Raw genomic sequence first — 18,870 nt, 5'->3', positions numbered from 1 at the left:
GGCAGTGCGATTTCACTCGGCTAATCCACCGCGAATTCCAAGAGCGGGCCGGAGACTTCTGGATGCGAGTCATTCGCGAATGCGTGAACCAAACCTCGGTCAGTGCCTTCGACCAAAACCGATTCGCGAACGAGAACAAAGGTCACCTTGCCATCCGAGTCGCTTCGAAGGAATTCCAGCAACGCATCGGACTGGATGCCAAACGTTCCTGTCTGTTGGCTGCGAGGGATCTCAAATTTGCCCAGCAAGATTCCATCGATGATGTCGGGAGCGTTTTCCCAAGTCGGGTCGTGCTGCCAAGTTTCTCGTTCTGGGTTCGTCACGCCATAAACCGCGAACGTGTTGATTTTTGGAAGGCGCGAAGCAAACCCTTTTCCGCTCGGCACCTGGTTCAAACGCAAGCGAGCAGAGACGACTGAATCCAAGTCCACCGAATGGATGTCCATCGAAAAGATGGCTCGCATATCCCATTTGCGACTGTCCGCGCGTTTGACCATCAGCATCTCTGGATGAATCCACTTGCCGCGACGATTGTTGCGGATGAGATAGTCGGATCGTCCTTCCGTTCCGACGCGAATCAGACGCGGGCGTTCGGAATCAGATTGGTCGTATTCTTGTTCCGGCGACTCTTGCGTTTGCGTTTCTAAATCAGCATCAGAGAGCGATGCGAATTGTTCATCAAACAAGTGGACCTCTTTGCCGCTGGAAGGATGGTGAACCGAGATCTCGCCCTGCAGCACTTCAAAATGGGCTGTCTGCGACGACTCTTTGACTGCGACCGCGAACTGAGTGCCGTGATCGACCGCGAACCCGCCGGGAGTTTCCACGGTGAATCCATGAGCCGTTTCCGGAACATCAATGACTGCCGCCCCATCGACCATCCGAACTCGCATGGCATCGATCAGTTCAAAATGGGCCGGAGCTTCGAAGGTGATCTGGGCTCCTGAGTCGAATTGAACCGTTGCGATCCCTGACATCAATTTCATGTTGCCGGCGACCAGTTTGGATCCAACCGTGGTTGGCAATGCACTTTCCCAGGCTGCATTTTCGCTGGTGCTGAGCGTTGCGATTGGGACCGGGGTTTTGGGGCGGGTGGTGAACAGCACGGCGAGCAATAAAGACGCAGCCATTGCACACCAACCGATTAGCCAAGCGTTTCGTTGTGGGGATGGCGTCGTGGCGGCCTGCGGTTCCATCGAGTTTTGAATGGCCAAGTCGCGCAGTCCTGCATCCGTCGCCGCTGCGATGGCAAACTTCCTGCGAAGTCCCGCGTCACTTTCAAGTTCGTGTTCTAATTCGCGGACTTGAGAATCGGAGAGCGTTCCCAAGAGGTACTGCTGAATCAATTCCGATGAATTCATTTCAAGAAGTCTCCATTTGCAGACGCTGTTGAACGCAGGTTGCAAGTTTGGCTCGGAGGCGTCCGAGCAACTTGTAGAATGCGTTGACCGTCTTGCCGCAGCTATTCGCGATCTTGGTGATCTGTCCGTCACCTTGGTACGGTGCCATCAGCAGTTCCTGGTGGGGCCGAGTGAATTGAGTCAGGCAATCTTGCAAAGCAGAGCGAATTTCAGTCACTCGTTCCGCCTCGATGGCCTCCGATTCATCAGCGATTTGTTTCAACACCTCGTCGCTGAGCAGCCGCCCATCGCGTCTCAATCCCGTGACGGCGTTCAAACATTTGAAACGCAGAATGACCTTTGCCCACGGGAGGAAGCCGGCTTCGTTCTCCAGTTGAGAGAACTTTTGCCACATCGTCACACTGGCTTCCTGAATCGCATCGTCCACCGCGTTCCAATTTGGAAGGATTGATCGTGCGAAGGCTCGGAGCGCGAGTTCATGCTTGAGGAAGAGACGCATGAAATCGCTCTCGGTCAGCGTCGTCGGCGGGACTTCGGATGGGGACATGCCCACCTATTTGAGTCGGAGCAGCCACCTGCCGCAAATATTTGCGAATTGGAAGAAATGGCAGCGATTTGCGTAAAAGTCAGCGTCGATCGTGTGAACGGTCAATCGGTTCGCATGCTCTCGCAGTCTTGCAGCTTGATCTCCAAGTCACCGCCCTTCGCCAGATTGTTCCGGAGCACGCAGTTGGAACAATGTTTCGCGAGGATGGCGGGTTGCGCGTCGTCGGTGAACAGGCAGCTCTGAACGATGATGCGTTGACAGTGTGTCAGTTCCATCAAGGCGGGGCGTTCTCGAACGCCACTGATCACATTCGCGGAGAGGATGCAGTCGCGACAGTCGTCGATTTGAATTCCATGTTTGGCCACTGCATTTCTGCCCAAGTGGTAACGCGGGTTTCGGTCCAGTGTGTTGGACGTCATCGTGAGTGCCTCGCAATTTTCCAGCAAGATGTTGCTATCAAAGCCTTGCCACATTGTGTTGCCGGTGACGGTCGCACTGCGAAGGTGCCGCAAGTGAATGTTGACCCGAGCGTCGGAGAGAATGTTGCCGCTGATGGTAATGTTGCCATGCCGGCGTTCTTCCGTGCCAGAGACGGCTTCGCTGTGCAAATCAATCCGAATGTTGGCCGAGTCGTTTGCTTGATGGGTGTGCTGGATCGTGCATCCCGTGATTGCGACCTCACCGATCGATCCATCCCCACTGACCAACCAAACATTCGCGGATGGATCGGCGTCAGCGGAACCCATGTTGCCTTCGATGTCACACCCGGTGATGTGCAAGTTGCGAACGTTGCCGCCTTGCGAAACGATCCCGCCGCCAGCGTTGTAGCTGATGTGGCATCCCGTGACATTGATCTGATGCAAATTAACCGCATCGAGATACAAACCAACGCCGGAGTTCTCGTATAAGTGACAATCGCTGACGATCACATTGCGATTGCGATTCACCAAGTGAATCGCATGGCGTGACTTCCGGATCGTCAGGTTGTGAAGCGTCGGTTGCATCGTTCCAGACAGTTCCACGCCATCGGCGTCCGGATGCTCACCGACAATTTCCAAGTCTGAAATGATCAGGGCGTTCTGCTTGTTCCAAACTTCGTCGGTCACGGTCGACGGATCCGCTGTGCCCGTGTGAGTCCCGATTGCCTGGATCGCTGGTCCGGGGCCGGCCATCACGATTCGAACGCGTCCTTCACCTTTGAACGCGATCGCTCCCGTGCGTTTCAAATCGATGTGGAGCGGGCTCGTGATCCGGTACGTTCCCGCGGGGAGCTGCACGTCATGTTTGGTGTCGATCCATTGCTGAATCGCGACGGTGTCGTCGGCGATTCCATCACCGATTGGTTCGGCTGCAACCGCTAGCGACGCTAGCAAGAGTGTGCCGAGCGAAAGGGTAGTTGGTAGAAGGCAATGAAGACGGCGGGCGGAATTGGGATTCATCGTGGTCCGTTCTCAAGGTAGGAGTGAGGACCGTCCAGTTTACCATTCGCGGTTGTGCCCATCGTCGCCCATTGGCTCCGTCAAATGGAGAGTTTGGGTTCGTCGGATCTGGGATGTCTCGCAATCCATCGAGCGGAGTCGATGGGCGACAATCCTCTCCACCGAGCGGAGTCGGTGGGCAACGATTTGTTTCACCGAGCGGAGTCGGTGGGCGACAATGGGGGAGGCTTTGGTACGACTCGGGCGTCGGAATGCTGTTCGCAGATCCTTAGGCGGACAAGTTTGTTCCCACGTCGGTGCTGTAGGCGGAAGCCGCGGGGACGATGCCGGCCAGCAAGCTGAGTCCGATCACCAACGGCAATAAGTACAGCTCGTAAGTGCTGATCGAGAAGAATCCGACTTGAACTCCCGTCCGTGCTTCGATCAACGGGCTGGCGGCCCAGATCCCCAGGTGAGCCAAGACCCATCCGGCGATGCCACCGACCAAAGCGATGATCAAACTTTCGAACAAGATGATCCATGTCACGCTGCCACGACGAGCACCGAGCGCTCGCATCACAGCGATGTCTCGTTTGCGATCATTCATCGAGTTGTAGATCGCGACCAAAACACCCACCGCAGCAACCACGCAGGTGATCAACGTAATCGCCAGCAACGCTTGCATCAGCGGGCCAACAATCATCGTCATCAGTTTGTTGATTTCACCGATCGGGGTTGCCGCTTCTGATCGGACGCTTTCTTTGATTCGGTTTTGCAACATCGGAGCCATCATCAGGTTCCCGTTGCGAACCAAAATCGACGTGACTTCTCGTTCGGGGATCGTCAGCAACCACGGTTCGTCCGGATCCGCTTTTTCAGGAAGCTCAATCACGGCATCATCCGGAATCGGTTTCGCATGCCCTTCGAGCAGATAGAAACCTTCCAGATTGACAAACGCGGCTCGGTCATTGGGCGTTCCGGTGGGATCCAAGACACCGACGATCTGGAATCCTTGCCCGTGCCCTTTGCCTTCCGGGTCACCGTGGGTCGGGTTCATGACATCGCCGACACGCATACCCATCTGATCCGCGACGCGAGACCCCAGCACACACTCGAAGTAGCTGTTTTCCTCGTTGTGGAATTCAAAGTTGCGTCCCTCCTCAAACGTGAATGGCTGATCGACGTCGGGGCCGTGTTTCAACAATTCAAAGAAGTCCGGTGTGGTGCCCACAACACGGAATTCGCCGAAGTAGTCGCCAAGCGCGAGTGGGATCGCGTAGCCTTCCTTCATGAATCCCGCGTAGATGCCATCGCGTTTGCCGAGCTCTGGATCGCCACCGAAAGTGCGAACCATTTCGGCTCGTTTTTCTTTTGGATAGAACTCCATGTACTCGGTGTAGGGTAGGTTCTCGATCGGTTGGCTGAGGTAGTAAACCGCATTGAGCGTCAATTGCAGTGTGCTGCCTTTGGGTCCAACGACCAAGTTGTATCCCACCGAAGCGTTGCGAACGAAGGCTTCGCTGATGATGCCATAAATCGACATGACCAGAACAACGAGTCCCACGCCCAGTGTCAGCGACAGCGTGGTCAGGAAACTCGAAAGGGCTCGGTAGCGAAAGTTTCGCCAAGCGATGAACAGCAGGCTCATGTTCCGGCCCCCAACGGTGAGAAGGCTCGGTTGATTACTTCGAGTTTGTCGCAACGCTGAAAACGCTGAGCCACATCCATGCTGTGGGTGACCATCAGCAGCGAGATTTGTTCATCACGACACGAATCAATGATCAAATTCAGAACGGTGTCGGCACTGGCGGGGTCCACGTTGGCGGTGGGTTCATCGGCCAGCAACAGTTTTGGACGACCGGCCAGAGCACGAGCGATCGCGACGCGTTGCTGTTGACCAACTGAGAGCTGATTCGGTCGGTAGTGGGCTCGATCGGACAAGCCAACTCGATTGAGCAAGTCCGATGCTCGGGCCGGGTCGACATTTCCGCTTCCAAATGACATGCCCAGTTTGACATTCTCCAGTGCGGAGAAAGCTGGCAACAAGTTGAACGTTTGAAAGACGTAGCCGATCGTTCCAGCGCGAAACCGATCGCGACCTTGTTCACTCAATCGAGTGAGTTCCAAGTTGTTGATGCGGATTGAGCCGGAGGTGGCCGACAGCATGCCAGCGATCAGATGCAGTAGCGTTGTTTTGCCGCCGCCACTTTGGCCGATCAAGGCGACTTGTTCGCCGACGGCGATCTCGAACTTGGGCACATCCAGCACCGTCAGTTCGCCTCCACCAGGTTGATCGAATCGTTTGATCAGGTTCTCAATCGCTAGCATGTCGCTGTTAACTTTCGCCGCATGGCAATTCTTATTTGCGCCGCATGGCTCTTTGCAGACCACGGTCGGATTCGCGTTTCTTGATCGTTTCTCGTTTGTCGTGCAGCTTTTTACCCTTGACCAATCCCATCACGCATTTCGCCAAGCCACGCTCGTTGAAATACACTCGCAGGGGGATCAGGGTCAGTCCACGCTCATGAGCGCGGCCGGCAAATTTGTCGAACTCTCTGGCGTGCACCAGCAGCTTGCGAGGCCGGCGTGGATCGTGGTTCCACATCCCCGCGTTGTTGTAATGGGCGATGTCAGAACCGACCAACCACAGTTCTCCGTTGGTGACGCGAATGTGCGCTTCATCGAGAGAAAGTTTGCCTTCCCGCATGGATTTGACTTCGCTGCCCATCAGCATCATGCCGCACTCGACGCTATCGAGAATCTCGTAGCGAAACTTGGCTTTGCGATTTTCAGCGACCGCCGTGGTGTTCGGTTGATTCTTTTTCGCGTTTTTGCCTTTGCCCTTCCCTGACTTCTTACCGGCTGCCTTTTTTGCGCCAGCCTCGGTCAAGGTGGGCTGCTTTTTACTTTTGTTCTTTGACATGGTCGTGATTGTATCGGGATCCCGCGAAAGCAGGATGGGGCGACCATTTTCGATTTCCGCCCGGGCCATTACACTGGAGCGAGTTGGCTTTGGTTACGGACGGTTCCGCAGAACGGTTCAGTGAGCTGACGACCATTGATTTTTGATTTTTTGCCTTTCATCCGGATAGACGCCGATGGCTTTTCGATTGCCAGTTGTCGCCGAACCAGAAATGCCCGCGGGCACCGACGTCAGCTCGACGGGACGGTTGCCGCGATGGCTCAAGCGGCCGATCCCAAAGTCCAATTCGAATCATTTGACCGATTCGTTGATGGAAGAGTACGGGTTGGAAACCGTTTGCGACAACGCCAAGTGCCCCAACCGGATGGAGTGCTACAGCCAGCAGACGGCGACATTCATGGTGCTGGGCAATGTCTGCACGCGGCCATGTGGTTTTTGTGCCGTCAGCCGTGGCCGTCCACCAGCCGCCCCAGCTGTGGATGAACCCGATCGAATCGCGAAAGCGGCTGAACGTTTGGGACTGAAACACGTTGTCATCACCAGCGTCACCCGAGACGATTTGCCCGATGGTGGTGCCGATCACTTCCACAACTGCGTGATCGCGGTTCGGGAACGCACTGGAGCGACCACGGAAGTTTTGACGCCTGACTTTGTTCACTGCAAAGAAGCGTTGGCTCGCGTGATCGAAGCCAAACCAACCGTGTTCAATCACAACATGGAAACTGTGCCACGTCTCTACCGCCGAGTTCGCGGGCCCAAGAGCGACTACGCTTGGACGCTGGAGATGATGCGGCAAGTCAAACGCTATGACGCCGAAGTCAAAACCAAAAGCGGTTTGATGTTGGGGTTGGGCGAAGAACGAGGCGAATTGCTCGACGCACTGTCTGACCTTCGCGAACACGACGTCGACTTTCTGACTCTTGGCCAGTACCTGCAGCCAGGCGAAAAGTACTTGCCCGTGGTTCGCTATGTGCCGCCAGAAGAATTCGATGAATTGGCGGACATCGCCAAATCCATGGGATTCAAGAAGGTCGCCAGTGGCCCGTTCGTGCGAAGTAGCTACCACGCACGCGACATGGCCGAGACGGAGTGAATTCCAGTCTCTGATTGGCATCCTCAGCTGATCAGGTCGACCAACCACGGTGCAGCGATCGTGATCATCACCAGTGCGACGGGATAAGCCGCGACATAACTGGTCGCTGGTTGGCTGGAGTCCGTCGCTCCCGTCAGAACCGCCAAACCTGGCGTCGACGTCATCCCGCCGCAGGTTGCACCGAGCGATTGCCACAGTGTGCGGCCTCCGAAATACCGGGAACCTGCAAAGCCGACGAGCAACGGAATGATTGCGATTGCGGCAGCAGCAACGCAAAGCAAAACCCCGCGTTCCATCAGCACCTCGACAACATTGGCGCCCGCGTTCAGCCCGGCGTCGGCCAAGAACAATGCCAGGCCGCCTTCGGTCATCAACAGCATTGCGGCCGGCGGATAAGAACCACGAATCGGTCCGAGCCGTCGAAAGTGTCCCAGGATCAGTCCGACCATCAGCGGGCCGCCAGCGATTCCCAATGACATTGAGAACTCGCCGATCTGCAACGAAAGGTTGCCGACGAAGATCCCCAGCACGATTCCGGCAACCAGCGATAACAGATCGGTCTCATTGACCGTGCGCGGGCGGTGACCGACGGCGGCGGCAATCTTTGCGAGCGCATCAGGTTCCCCGACGGCGACCAACCCGTCACCGAACTCAATTCGCGTTCTGGACGAGGGAACAAATTCGACATCGTGACGTTGGACTCGAACGATCGTCACGCCATACTTCGATCGCAGGCGAAGTTCTTTGAGTGTGTGGCCGTAGATCTCTGGTGAAGTGACGACGACATACCGGCGTTCTCGATCCGCATCGACGACCGGATCCGCGGTGTCTTGCAATTCGCCCAGTGTTTCTGAGACTCGCGAAATTTCAGAGGCTCCGCCAACCAGCATGACATCGTCACCAATTTGGAATTGGTAATCGGGTGGCGTCGGACGCCAGCGGCCTTCTCGTTGGACGCGTGACATCTGACATGGTGAATCCGCAAACGCTGCGATCTCGCTGGGACGTTTTCCCGACACCACTGGATTCGCGATCCGGACGACTCGTCTGCCAATGCTGTTCGACGGCGTGGTTTCAGCGTCGGAATCTGCCGGAGATGCCGAGCCATTTTTATCATCGTCGTCGGAGGTCGCGAACAATTTGATCGCGATTTGAACGAACAAGACGACGGAGATGATGCCAATGGGATAAGCCACGCCAAAGCCAACGGCGACGGCGGCGGGATTGTCCGATGATTGCGTGATCGCACCGAGGGCGGGAGTGCTGGTCATCGCTCCAGCCATCAAACCGCCCGCGAGTTCCGCTGGCAGATCCAGCAGCCGAGCACAAACCCAGGTCACCGCAACTCCGGTCAGGACAATGACGGATCCGGTGATCGCCATCGCTCGGCCGTGCGACGCCAGCCCGCGAAAAAAAGTTGGTCCCGCGGAGATCCCTACGCAGTACACGAACAGGGCCAGCCCCAACGTTCCGAAGCCGGTTGGAATTCTCCATCCATAGTGCCCAGCCAGCAACGCAACAAACAAAATCGCCGAGGTGCCGAGCGAGATGCCGCGAAAAGAGACGCGGCCAACCAGCAAACCCAATGCGATAACACATAGGAGAACGAGAATCGGGTTCATGGTCTCCGAGGCCCCAAGGAAAGAAACTGGCCGGACGATACGAGGGTTCGGACGAGTCCACAACCTGGGATTGATTCCATCCAACCTACCTCAACGGCTAGGTCGTTTTCCTGGACGCTACCGTTCGGTCTTGGGCGGTCAGACCGGGGCTGGCGATGCGTTTTCGCGGCAAGGTGTTTTCACCAATCGCTGATGCAGTGCAGGAACCAAAACCAACGCCAGCAAAGTCGCACCAGCAACACCGCCGGCGATCGACACCGCCATCGGTGGCCAGAATCCTCCGCCATCCAAGATCAGCGGTGTGAACCCGGCCATGGTCGTCAATGTCGTTGCGACAACGTGCCGAGACGTGTGCATGGTTTCGGCAACCGTGGCTTCGACGTCACCGCTCGAGGCTTTGGGGTTGGCTCGAATACCCGCCAACACCACGATCGAATCGTTGATCGCGACGCCGATCAAACCCATCGTTCCGATGATGGCCATGAAGCCAAATGAATAGCCGCTGATCGCAAGAGCTGCCATCGCCAGCCCAATCGATAGAACGGCAACCACCGAAATGATTCCTGCCATTCGAAACGAGCTGAACGACAAAACCAACGTCGCCAGCATCAACACTCCCAGGACACCAACGGTCGAGAACAAATTGCCGACCGCATCGTCACGCTTGGATGCTTCCCCACCAAACTCCATTGAGTATCCCGCCGGCAAGTCCAACGGATTGGACTCCAAATCCGCTTCGAGTTGAGCTTGAACGGAACTGGGAAGCACTCCGGCATCCAAGAACGCAGCCACTTCGTTCATCCGCCGTCGATTCAGCCGGGGAATCGCGGCCGATTCAGGATGCAACTTCGTTTTCGCGAATGCCGAGACCGGCGTCAGCTGGATCGATGACGACGTGTCACCGACGGGCGAAACTCTCGACGCGAGGACCAAGTCCATGCTCTCCAATCGAGCCAAGTCGCCTCGGTCATCGGCTTGCACGCGGACGATGATCGGCAATTCTTCGTTGCCTTGCAGAACGCTGCCGCCACGCTGGCCTTCCAATGCCGTCGAAAGCTGACGCGACACTTCACTGGGAGTGACCCCTGCCCGAGCACTGGCAGCATCGTCGATCTCCAGCGTCAGTTGCGGCAAGACTTCCGCGAGGTCGGTCCGCACCGCGACGACGTTGTCCATCTGAGTCAATCTCGCACGAACGTCTTCCCCAATTTGACGAAGAACATCCAAATCAGGCCCGAACAACCGGACTTCGATCGGTGCCGCGAAAGGTGGGCCTTGTTCAAGTTGGCGAACCAAGACACGGGAGGAAAGAATGCGTTGATCCAAACGCTTCTGCAGTTCGCGGATAACGGGAGTCGGCGATTGACCGGCAGGCAATCGCACCAGTCCTTGTGCGAAGTTGGCGGTGCCACGTCGATTCGCGATCACGTTGTAGTAGAACTGCGGCGCGCTCTCGCCATAGAACCAATCAATTCGTTCGGCGCCCATCTCACGAGCCATCGCATCGACGATCTCGGCCGTTTCCCGTGTCTTCGCCAAAGACGATGTCGCCGCTCCTTCAACAGTGATGTGAAATTGATCGCGTGAACTAGGCGGGAAGAATTGTTCTTCGAGCGTTTGGGCCAATCCAAATCCGATCACCGGCAACGCGAAAGAAATCGCGAGTCCGACCGACGGACGACGCACTGAGATTCGAACAACGGATTCGAATAGCTTGGCCACTCGCGGCAAACGAATGCCGTTGGTCCACCAGCGAAGCTTTCGGAATTTTGATGCTGGATCAGCGCTCGACGTTTGATACGAACTGGCAAGAACTCGCGATGCTATCGTCGGGATAACGGTCAACGCCAAGAACAGCGAAGATGTGATTGCCATGATCACGCTGATTGCGATCGAGCCCACAAATTCGCCCGCGGGACCAGGCATCAATGCGATTGGGGCGAACGCGAGTGCCGTCGTCAGTGTTGACCCGAGCAATGGAATCGCCAGGTGCGACACGCTGCTCGTCATCGCTTGGGAAGGCGTCATCCCGTTTCGCAAACGGGCTTGAACCTCGTCGACCACCACAATCGCGTTGTCGATCAGCAATCCCAACGCAATGATCAATCCCGTGATCGACATTTGATGAATGGGAATGCCAACCACACGCAGCCCAAACAAAACCATCAGGCTGGCGAGCGGCAATGTCAGCGTCACGATCAATGCGGAACGCCAACCCATCAGCAACCAAATGACGCACGCCACTGCGATTGCACCCATCAGCAGGTTTCCCGTCAACGATTGCAGGCGATCATCGACGTAGTCGCCTTGCCGAAGCACCGTGTCAATGCGAACTCCATCGGGCAACGTTTCAGCGACCTCAGCCAGGATCGCTTCCGCGTTCTCCGTCCAAGTGTCAATTCGGTAGGAAGGTCGAACCATCATCCCAAGCACAACGGCCTCGCGACCTTCAATCAACGACGCGGTTGAAGGCGGATCGGGAACGGCCAACTGAATTTGAGCCAGTTCCCCCAAGCGAACATCGTTGCCATCGCCGGCGCGAATTGGGATCGAAGCAATCTGTTCCGTCGCATCAAATTGGTTGCCGACTTCGATCAGCATTTGCATCGGAGCATTGCGGAGTTGCCCCGCACTTCCCTTTGCATCGTAAGCCGCCAAACGCGATGCCACGTCCGATGGAGTCAATCCAATCGCAGCGAGCCTTCGTGGATCGAGCCGCACGTCGATCTCTTCACCGGGATCGCCAAACCGATCGATTGAATCGGTGCCCGTCACCGCTTGCATTCGATCTTGTAGATCAATCGCTAGACGACGCAGCAATCTGGTGTCGGCAGGCCCATCGCCATCCCAAACGAGACCGACGATCAACGCGTAGGCACGGACTTCCAGTTCATCAAACTGGGGACGCGAAGCATCGGGCGGTAGGTCGGGAAGCGAGTCTTCGATCCGACTTCGAACACGTGACCAAACCGTGTCCGTCTCGGTGACTTCATCGCGAAGCTCGATCGACACGGTACTGATCCCAACGCGGCTGACCGAGCGGAGCTCTTTGATCTCCTCGATGTCTCGCAGGCGGTCTTCGATCTTCTCGGTGATCAACGCTTCGACGCGCTCCGCACCGGCACCCGGCAGTGAAGTGTTCACCAACGCGACTCGGCGAGCCAGCACCGGGTCTTCCATTCGTGGCAAAATAGCCAAGCTGCTCAGGCCAGCGACCAAGATCAACGCCAGAATCAGAACCAGCAAACGACGGTCGTGAAAGAATCGTTCCGCGGAACGTTCCAGCCAAGTCTGATTGGAAACCATGTTGTCACTTGCCAGCGAATCATCTGCCAGCGTGTCATTCGGCGGGAAATCATGATCGCTCATTGTGCCGCCATTTCCTGTGAAGACAGCGAAGAGGCCGGGGTGTCCCAAACCGCGACAGCGTTGACTCCCGGACCGACTCGCTGAGTGCCTTCGATCACGATCGCTTCGGTGGGAGCGATTGGTCCCGAAACCAGCGACATTTGCCCCGCCGTTCGAATGACTTTGACATCGCGACGGTTGATGGTGACGGTGTTGGAGTCGATCGTCTCCAGTGACTTCTCGCCGGACCCGGGTTCCACATCTGAATTCAGATCAGGTTCAGCGACGTAGATTGACCAAAGCCCGCGGACGCCGCGAACGAGCGCGGACGTCGGCACCCAAATCGCAGCCCGCTCGGAATTCTCGCGTTGAGCGATCCAGCCATCGGTTTGCGTTTCTGTTTTCGACCATGGCACCCAGAGCGTTGCAGTCTTGCCGATCCATCCGATGGACTCTGTATCGAGCGACGACTTAGACGCTGATTCCAATTCGGAAGCCGAGTGATTGTCTACCAGTTCGACTTCGATGAGTCGTAGGCGAGTGACCGGATTGATTTGAGGTTGCATGCGAATCACGCGAGCCGGTTGTGATTGCTCGGCACCCGCTTCCCCCACCGAAACTCGCAGTCGATCGTTCACCTTCAGGAAATCAGAAGCGTCCGCTGGAATTCCAAATGTGGCGTGGACCGGAGGAGCTTCCAGGATTCGCAAGACAGGTTGATTCGGTCCAATGATCGATCCTTCGTCGAATAAACGAGTCGCAATCACACCATCAAAGGGTGCGACGATGAGGCTGTCTGACAGATCCACCTCGACGCGTTGACGAGCCGCGTTGGCCAATTGCAACCGTGCCTTTGCGGCGGCAATCTGTTCTCGTCGTGTGCCCTCCTTCAGCTCATCGAGCGACGCCATCGCGGCCAGATGATTCGCGGCGAGGGCGTCGGTTGCGAACTTGGCGTCGTCCAGTTCTTGTTGTGTTCCGGCACCGCGTCCGCGAAGGGATTGCTGTCGCTCGAACCGATTCTTTGATGCGGTCCATTGGGCCTGGAGTTGTTGTACGTTGGCTTCCGCGACGCGGATGGTTTGAGAACGTGGTCCCGCGATGGCTTCGTCCAAAGCCGCTTTCGCGGCGGCGATTTCCGCATCGGCTGAGGCTGCTGCCGCGTCCAGATCAGCGACATCGATTCGTGCCAGCACATCCCCCTTGGCAACCATGTCACCTTCGTGAACCGAAACCTCAGTCAACCGACCGCCACGTCGCATCGCCAGCGAACTGTCTCGGCGAGCGACCACTTCGCCGCGATAGCGATGGAACAGTTCCGGACCTTCGATGGATCGGGCTTGGGCGACACGCACATGCAAACGAGGCGTTGCGGTGTCGGATGATCCGTCGTCCGCGGGAGCCGGATCGATTCCCAGGACACCGGGACCCAATGCAATCGAAAGCAGCGTTCCGGTCGTCAAGAGGAACGCGATCAATGCGATCGATCTGGCATTCCAAACGGAGCGTTGCTTGGGGGCGGGCACTGGAGCGTTCATGATGCGGACTCGGGTGCGTGTGAGAAATCCTTTTCGCTGGTGCAGGGCAATTGCCGAATGGTTTTGGCGTTTTCGATCAACGTCGGTCGAAGACGTTTGGCCCAGGCGTTGTAGCGACGAGCATTGAAGAGCGGTTGCCAGCCGACGCCGTCGAGCAACAGGTTGCCATTGCGACGAATGGTCAAACGAGCGTCTTCGATCCCCGCCGCGATCAACGAGGGGCTGGTGGCTTCCAGGACCAGGCCGCCATAAGTGAGCGACCAAAGTCCAAACACCAATTGTTGAGACAACTCGGAGGCGGTTTGTCCACGAGCAGGTTTCAAGTCACCGGCGGAGATGGCACTTTGGACGAGGCGTCCGAGTGAACCGATGCACAGTTGTTCGCAATCGGAAAGAACGTCGCGTCGGCCCGCGGATGTCTTCTGCCAAACAACATCGTGACGAATGATTTGCTCAATCGCGAATTCGTCGGGCATGTAGTCGGCATAAACTTCGACCGCGATTCCGACGGCCGCGCATTGGTCTCGCGGCATCTTTTGGCTTTCCATCGCACACTGGAACAATGCAATTCGCCGCCGAACCGCTCGCGTCGCCAACGCGAGCAAGATCTCTTCCTTGTTGGCAAAGTGATTGTAAATCGTCCCGCGAGTGCAGCCCATTTCCTTCGCGATTGCATTCATGCTGATCGCGGCCACGCCGCCACTGCGCAGCATCGGGAAGGCTTTGTCGAGAATTCGCGATTCTCGCTGCTGAATCTCGATCTGCTTGGGCGTCAGCTTCGCGGTCGTTTCTTCGATGGTCGCTGGGTTCATACACCCATGATCGTTCGATGAACCTTTTTGACAAGATGTCAAAATTGACAAACTGTCAAAAAATCGTGCTGAGTTTTCACCGTCGACCGCGCACGAAAAAAGCCGGTCTCCTGAGAAACCGGCTTCTTGTGATTTGCTTCGAGGCTCGATTGAATCGGCTCGAACTATTGGCGACTTCCGAGCCCTAGGCTGCGGCGGTCTTTTTCGCGTCGCGAGCTTTCTTTTCAGCGACGGTGCGGTAGTCGACGACGTCCCAAACCAAGCCAACCGCGCGGAGCAGTTTGATGGCTTGCCAAGTGATGTCGAATTCCCACCACTTGTGACCGTGTTTGGCCATGCGTGGGTAAGCGTGGTGGTTGTTGTGCCAGCCTTCGCCGTAAGCCACGATCGCGACCAACCAGTTGTTGCGGCTGTCGTCGGTGGTTTCGTAGTTCTTGTAACCCCAGATGTGCGACGCACTGTTGACCATCCAGGTCGCGTGCAAAACGGCGACCAAGCGGACGAACATGCCCCATACCAACATCGAGACACCGAGTTCCCAACCGCCGAACGCATAGCCGATGCCGAGCAAGGCAAACGAGGCTACGATGTGAATCGGCAGGAACAACAAGTCAAAGGCCCGCATCGCTGGGTCTTTGTACAGGTCCGGCACCCAGCGATTCAGGTAAGCGTCACGGTCGCCATTGTGGGTGTGGAACGCGAGCCAAAAAATGTGACTCCAGATGCCACCGTCATGAGGCGAGTGCGGGTCGCCTTCGAGGTCGCTGTGTGCGTGGTGTTTGCGGTGATCGGCGACCCAATCCAACGGTGAGCCTTCGCCGGCGAAACAACCGATTGCTGCAAAGGTGTAGCGGACCCAGTTGTAGGTCTTCATGCCGGTGTGCGTCAGCAAGCGGTGGTAACCCAGGCAAATGCCGAGGCTGCCAGCGACCCAGTGCAGCACCAAGGCGGTGATCAACGCGGTCCAAGTGAAAGTGAACGGTGCGGCCAAGCAAACGATGTGTGCCATTGCCAGCCATCCGACGGCCCACCAACTGATGTTGGAAGCTCGAACGCGGTCCGCTTTGGTCGGTTTGGCCAAATCGCGTTTCTTCGCGGCCTTTTGAGCGACGAGCGACGAGAAACCGTCGGCATCTTCGGCTGTTGGTTGATCCAAACGCAGCTTTCCGCCGGTTTGGGGAGAATCCAACGTCGTGGATTCTGGTTTGAGAGTGTTCGTTTGGTCAGCGTTGCCCTTGCTCTTGGCTGGGCCCCGGTTTTTGGTGGGTTCAACAACGGTCGACATCAGAGAACGATCCTGGTCTCGTGGTGCGTTAAATAAGTCGGGGACTCAGCCGCGAAAAGGCTGACGTCTTTGTTTCCGCCGGAAGAATAGCAACGCGAGCCGTTTGCGACGTCACGTGTCGTGTAAAAGCGTGTAACGGTTATGTAATTGTTCCTCTGGTGCCCGTATTCTTGGGGGCAGAATCCGCATCTTCGGGTGGTGAACGCTCGGTTTGAGCGTCGTTTTTCCGTCAGTTCACCGCTTCCGCCGCCTCGAGTCCTCGTTTCCTTGTCGTCCATGCCTGACCCGTCCGCTTCGAAATCTGCCGTCGCTTCGTCTTCGAAAACCAGTTTGGCGATCCGATTGCGGCAAAGAGCCGACTTGCTGCGGGAGATTCGGCAATTCTTCGACGACCGAGGCTTCTTGGAGGTCCAGCCACCTTGTTTAGGCCGAGACTGCGTCGTCGATGCGTTTTTGGATCCGATTGAGGTTGAAGGTTCGCAAGTTGGTTTGGTGAGCGAGCCCGATTCGCCGTCGACGTTCTACCTGCAGACGTCACCCGAATCCGCGATGAAAAGGCTGCTCGCCGAGGGAGCCCCTTCGATCTACGCGATCACTCCGGTGTTTCGAAAGGGCGAAACAGGGGTTCGGCACAACGTCGAGTTTTCGATGCTGGAGTGGTACGAGGTCGGCGGAAACGCGGCGTCCGCGATTGAATTGATGGGCGGACTCGCCGCCGAGACGTTGAATACCCCTCCCTACAAAACATTGACCTACCGAGACGCGTTCGGCCAGCATCTTGGGTTCGATCCGATCGATATTCCCATCGCTGAATTGCGAGACGTTGTTGGCGAGGTTGATTCATCACTGGCTGAATCGATTGGGCTCGATCGCGATGCTTTGTTGGACGTGTTGCTGAGCGAAAGGATCGAGCCGGTCTTCGCCAATGACACACCGACGATTCTGACTCGTTACCCTGTGACCCAAGCCGCCTTGGCCAAACCTTGCGACGATGACCCGCAATGTGCCGAAAGATTTGAGTTGTTCTACCGAGGCGTTGAGCTGGCCAACGGCTACGACGAGCTGTTGGACGCCGAAGAACTGAAGAAACGTTACGAGCACAACAACCAAATTCGAATCTCACACGGTCGGCCGGCTTTGACCGTCGAAACAACGTTGCTGCAGGCGATGCGGCGAGGGTTGCCGGCATGCAGCGGAGTCGCGTTGGGCGTCGACCGATTGCTGATGTTGCGTGTTGATGCCGATTCGATTGAAGATGTCATTCCCTTGCCTACCACTCGAGCTTGATCACCCACGATGCAACTTTCTCTGACCCGCCGATGCGTCTGCGAAGTCATCGGCACCTATTGCTTGGTGTTGATTGGCTGCGGCGCAATGGTCGTCGACAATCAAACTGGCATGCTGACTCACGTTGGCGTGGCCACGGTTTGGGGGTTGATCGTGATGACCATGATCTATTCGATCGGCGATTTGTCAGGGGCTCACATGAACCCAGCCGTTTCGATCGCATTCGCTAGCGTGGGGCGATTGCCGGTGGTCGACGCCGCCGCGTACATCGTCGCTCAATGTGCGGGTGCGTTGCTCGCCGCCGGTTCGCTGGGAATGGTTTTTGGTGTCGACGACGTGAAGCTTGGCTCCACGATGGCATCCTTGCCGACGGGCTCAGCGTGGGCGGTGGAGTTCATGATGACGATGATCCTGATGTGGATCGTGCTGGGCGTTTCGACCGGCGCGAAAGAGAAATCGATCACCGCTGGATTGGCGGTCGGCGCCACCATCGCGATGGAGGCCTTCGTGGCCGGACCGTTGACCAAAGCATCCATGAATCCCGCTCGCAGCCTGGGTCCCGCGGTCATGTCCAACCATTACAATTTGCTTTGGTTGTATCTGACCGCGCCCATCGTGGGCGCGATCGCTGGAGGATGGTTGTACCGATTCGTGCGAGGCAATGACGAATTGGACACAGAGGAATGTGTCATGGTGAAGAAAGTTTCCGCCGTCGTTTTTTTCGCGTTGATCTTCGGTGTGGGTGGCGGTGCCGCGATGGCCGAAGAGGGCAATGCACTGCTGCACCCGCAAGACCGAATCGCTGTCATCGGAGGCACGTTCGTTGAACGTATGCAGCCACGAGACGAACTGGAAGCGGCGTTGCAAACCCAGCGTCCGGATTGGAAGTTGTCCGTCCGGAATTTGGGTTGGTCCGGTGACACGGTCGCCGCCATCGCACGCAAACGCTTCGACAACATCGAAGCCGGACGAGCCCGGCGTTTGGCGGACATTGATGCGGCCGATCCGACCGTCGCCTTGCTGTGGTACGGCCAATCCGAAGCGGGGGCGTTCGCAGAAAATGCCGAACGCAACCAAGCTGACTTGATAAGCTTGATCGATGAGATGCAGCAACGCGAAATACGAGTCATCTTGCTCACGCCTGTTGCCATGCCCGGCGATCGACGTCCCAACTATGAGTCCGGACTGGAAGCGTTTGAACAGATGCTTCGAAACGTGGCGCGAGCCAAATCATTGGCATTGGTGGAGCTGAACTGGCAACCCACCGATGAGCAATTGGTGGACGATCGCATGTTGCCCAATGAAGTCGGCTATCGCGACTTGGCCAAGCAGTTGGCTGGAGCTCTGTTGGGTGAACCAGTCACGTCGGGTGAAACAATCGCATCGAATCGAGCCGTCGCTGAAAAGTCACTCGGCGAGGCGGAACGAAAGTCATTGCTTGAAGCGATTGCTCGAAAGAACGAGTTCTTTTTCCATCGTTATCGGCCTCAGAACGAGACCTATCTGTTCTTGTTTCGCAAGCATGAACAAGGCAACAACGCGGTCGAGATCGAGCAGTTCGAACCGATCATTCGAAAGGCGGACGAAGCGATTTGGGACGCGGCTCAAGCCGATTGAGTCAAACTGGATGATGGCT

General features: G+C 56.7%; 14 protein-coding genes. 3 read left to right on the top strand and 11 right to left on the bottom strand.

The genetic code is table 11. The features are described 5' to 3' along the window. Positions 1-20 precede the first annotated feature (20 nt). The 6 genes from CEE69_RS13535 to smpB form a co-directional block, all read right to left on the bottom strand. Positions 21-1,361: a FecR domain-containing protein gene (locus tag CEE69_RS13535; RefSeq protein WP_099261159.1), complete on the bottom strand. Its 1,341-nt coding sequence runs from the start codon at positions 1,359-1,361 to the stop codon at positions 21-23. Position 1,362: 1 nt separating this feature from the next. Continuing rightward, positions 1,363-1,908: a sigma-70 family RNA polymerase sigma factor gene (locus CEE69_RS13530; RefSeq protein WP_099261158.1), complete on the bottom strand. Its 546-nt coding sequence runs from the start codon at positions 1,906-1,908 to the stop codon at positions 1,363-1,365. A 101-nt stretch (positions 1,909-2,009) separates the two neighbouring features. Next, positions 2,010-3,347: a right-handed parallel beta-helix repeat-containing protein gene (locus CEE69_RS13525; protein WP_099261157.1), complete on the bottom strand. Its 1,338-nt coding sequence runs from the start codon at positions 3,345-3,347 to the stop codon at positions 2,010-2,012. A gap of 268 nt (positions 3,348-3,615) precedes the next feature. After that, positions 3,616-4,974 (bottom strand): ABC transporter permease, encoded by a 1,359-nt coding sequence (locus CEE69_RS13520; RefSeq protein WP_099261156.1) that lies wholly within the window; start codon positions 4,972-4,974, stop codon positions 3,616-3,618. Beyond that, a complete protein-coding gene (locus CEE69_RS13515) occupies positions 4,971-5,654 on the bottom strand; it encodes an ABC transporter ATP-binding protein (RefSeq protein WP_099261155.1) in 684 nt (227 codons plus the stop codon). Before CEE69_RS13515 ends, CEE69_RS13520 begins: the two co-directional genes overlap by 4 nt. A gap of 31 nt (positions 5,655-5,685) precedes the next feature. Further along, a complete protein-coding gene (gene smpB, locus CEE69_RS13510; protein WP_099261154.1) occupies positions 5,686-6,318 on the bottom strand; it encodes an SsrA-binding protein SmpB in 633 nt (210 codons plus the stop codon). Between the two features lie 106 nt (positions 6,319-6,424). Between smpB and lipA the strand changes: the two genes are divergently transcribed. Then, positions 6,425-7,342, top strand: a complete 918-nt coding sequence (lipA, locus tag CEE69_RS13505) for a lipoyl synthase (protein WP_007327628.1) — start codon at positions 6,425-6,427, stop codon at positions 7,340-7,342. Positions 7,343-7,365: 23 nt separating this feature from the next. On the opposite strand, the gene CEE69_RS13500 is transcribed toward lipA, so the two are convergent. The 5 genes from CEE69_RS13500 to CEE69_RS13480 all read right to left on the bottom strand — a co-directional run bounded on the left by CEE69_RS13500 (position 7,366) and on the right by CEE69_RS13480 (position 15,947). After that, on the bottom strand, positions 7,366-8,964 hold the full coding sequence (locus tag CEE69_RS13500; RefSeq protein ID WP_099261263.1) for an aspartate:alanine exchanger family transporter: 1,599 nt from the start codon (positions 8,962-8,964) through the stop codon (positions 7,366-7,368). A gap of 138 nt (positions 8,965-9,102) precedes the next feature. Further along, positions 9,103-12,333, bottom strand: coding sequence for an efflux RND transporter permease subunit (locus CEE69_RS13495; protein ID WP_099261153.1), 3,231 nt, complete (start codon positions 12,331-12,333; stop codon positions 9,103-9,105). Continuing rightward, the gene (locus CEE69_RS13490) at positions 12,330-13,850 is read right to left on the bottom strand and encodes an efflux RND transporter periplasmic adaptor subunit (protein ID WP_099261152.1); all 1,521 of its coding nucleotides are present in this window, start codon (positions 13,848-13,850) and stop codon (positions 12,330-12,332) included. The genes CEE69_RS13495 and CEE69_RS13490 overlap by 4 nt, the downstream gene beginning before the upstream one ends. Then, on the bottom strand, positions 13,847-14,662 hold the full coding sequence (locus CEE69_RS13485; RefSeq protein WP_099261151.1) for a TetR/AcrR family transcriptional regulator: 816 nt from the start codon (positions 14,660-14,662) through the stop codon (positions 13,847-13,849). Before CEE69_RS13485 ends, CEE69_RS13490 begins: the two co-directional genes overlap by 4 nt. 184 nt (positions 14,663-14,846) lie before the next feature. Further along, positions 14,847-15,947 carry an acyl-CoA desaturase gene (locus CEE69_RS13480; RefSeq protein ID WP_099261150.1) on the bottom strand — a complete coding sequence of 367 codons (1,101 nt, stop codon included), beginning with the start codon at positions 15,945-15,947 and terminating at the stop codon, positions 14,847-14,849. Between the two features lie 276 nt (positions 15,948-16,223). On the opposite strand from CEE69_RS13480, the gene epmA reads away from it, so the two are divergent. Together epmA and CEE69_RS13470 are read left to right on the top strand one after the other, a co-directional pair. Further along, complete coding sequence (epmA, locus tag CEE69_RS13475; RefSeq protein ID WP_099261262.1) at positions 16,224-17,234, top strand: EF-P lysine aminoacylase EpmA; 1,011 nt, start codon at positions 16,224-16,226, stop codon at positions 17,232-17,234. Positions 17,235-17,243: 9 nt separating this feature from the next. Then, positions 17,244-18,851: an aquaporin gene (locus tag CEE69_RS13470; protein ID WP_099261149.1), complete on the top strand. Its 1,608-nt coding sequence runs from the start codon at positions 17,244-17,246 to the stop codon at positions 18,849-18,851. The last annotated feature ends 19 nt before the right edge of the window (positions 18,852-18,870 follow it).

The organism is Rhodopirellula bahusiensis (assembly GCF_002727185.1).
GTDB classification, from domain to species: Bacteria; Planctomycetota; Planctomycetia; order Pirellulales; family Pirellulaceae; genus Rhodopirellula; species Rhodopirellula bahusiensis.
The sequence above is the reverse complement of the archived record's forward strand: the minus strand, read 5'-3'. Positions and strand labels throughout refer to the sequence as shown.

Excerpts from the sequence above, each read along its gene's own strand:
- CEE69_RS13535 (WP_099261159.1), bottom strand. The coding sequence starts at position 1,361 with ATGAATTCATCGGAATTGATTCAGCAGTACCTCTTGGGAACGCTCTCC.
- CEE69_RS13530 (WP_099261158.1), bottom strand. The coding sequence starts at position 1,908 with ATGTCCCCATCCGAAGTCCCGCCGACGACGCTGACCGAGAGCGATTTC.
- CEE69_RS13525 (WP_099261157.1), bottom strand. The coding sequence starts at position 3,347 with ATGAATCCCAATTCCGCCCGCCGTCTTCATTGCCTTCTACCAACTACC.
- CEE69_RS13520 (WP_099261156.1), bottom strand. The coding sequence starts at position 4,974 with ATGAGCCTGCTGTTCATCGCTTGGCGAAACTTTCGCTACCGAGCCCTT.
- CEE69_RS13515 (WP_099261155.1), bottom strand. The coding sequence starts at position 5,654 with ATGCTAGCGATTGAGAACCTGATCAAACGATTCGATCAACCTGGTGGA.
- smpB (WP_099261154.1), bottom strand. The coding sequence starts at position 6,318 with ATGGCCCGGGCGGAAATCGAAAATGGTCGCCCCATCCTGCTTTCGCGG.
- lipA (WP_007327628.1), top strand. The coding sequence starts at position 6,425 with ATGGCTTTTCGATTGCCAGTTGTCGCCGAACCAGAAATGCCCGCGGGC.
- CEE69_RS13500 (WP_099261263.1), bottom strand. The coding sequence starts at position 8,964 with ATGAACCCGATTCTCGTTCTCCTATGTGTTATCGCATTGGGTTTGCTG.
- CEE69_RS13495 (WP_099261153.1), bottom strand. The coding sequence starts at position 12,333 with ATGAGCGATCATGATTTCCCGCCGAATGACACGCTGGCAGATGATTCG.
- CEE69_RS13490 (WP_099261152.1), bottom strand. The coding sequence starts at position 13,850 with ATGAACGCTCCAGTGCCCGCCCCCAAGCAACGCTCCGTTTGGAATGCC.
- CEE69_RS13485 (WP_099261151.1), bottom strand. The coding sequence starts at position 14,662 with ATGAACCCAGCGACCATCGAAGAAACGACCGCGAAGCTGACGCCCAAG.
- CEE69_RS13480 (WP_099261150.1), bottom strand. The coding sequence starts at position 15,947 with ATGTCGACCGTTGTTGAACCCACCAAAAACCGGGGCCCAGCCAAGAGC.
- epmA (WP_099261262.1), top strand. The coding sequence starts at position 16,224 with ATGCCTGACCCGTCCGCTTCGAAATCTGCCGTCGCTTCGTCTTCGAAA.
- CEE69_RS13470 (WP_099261149.1), top strand. The coding sequence starts at position 17,244 with ATGCAACTTTCTCTGACCCGCCGATGCGTCTGCGAAGTCATCGGCACC.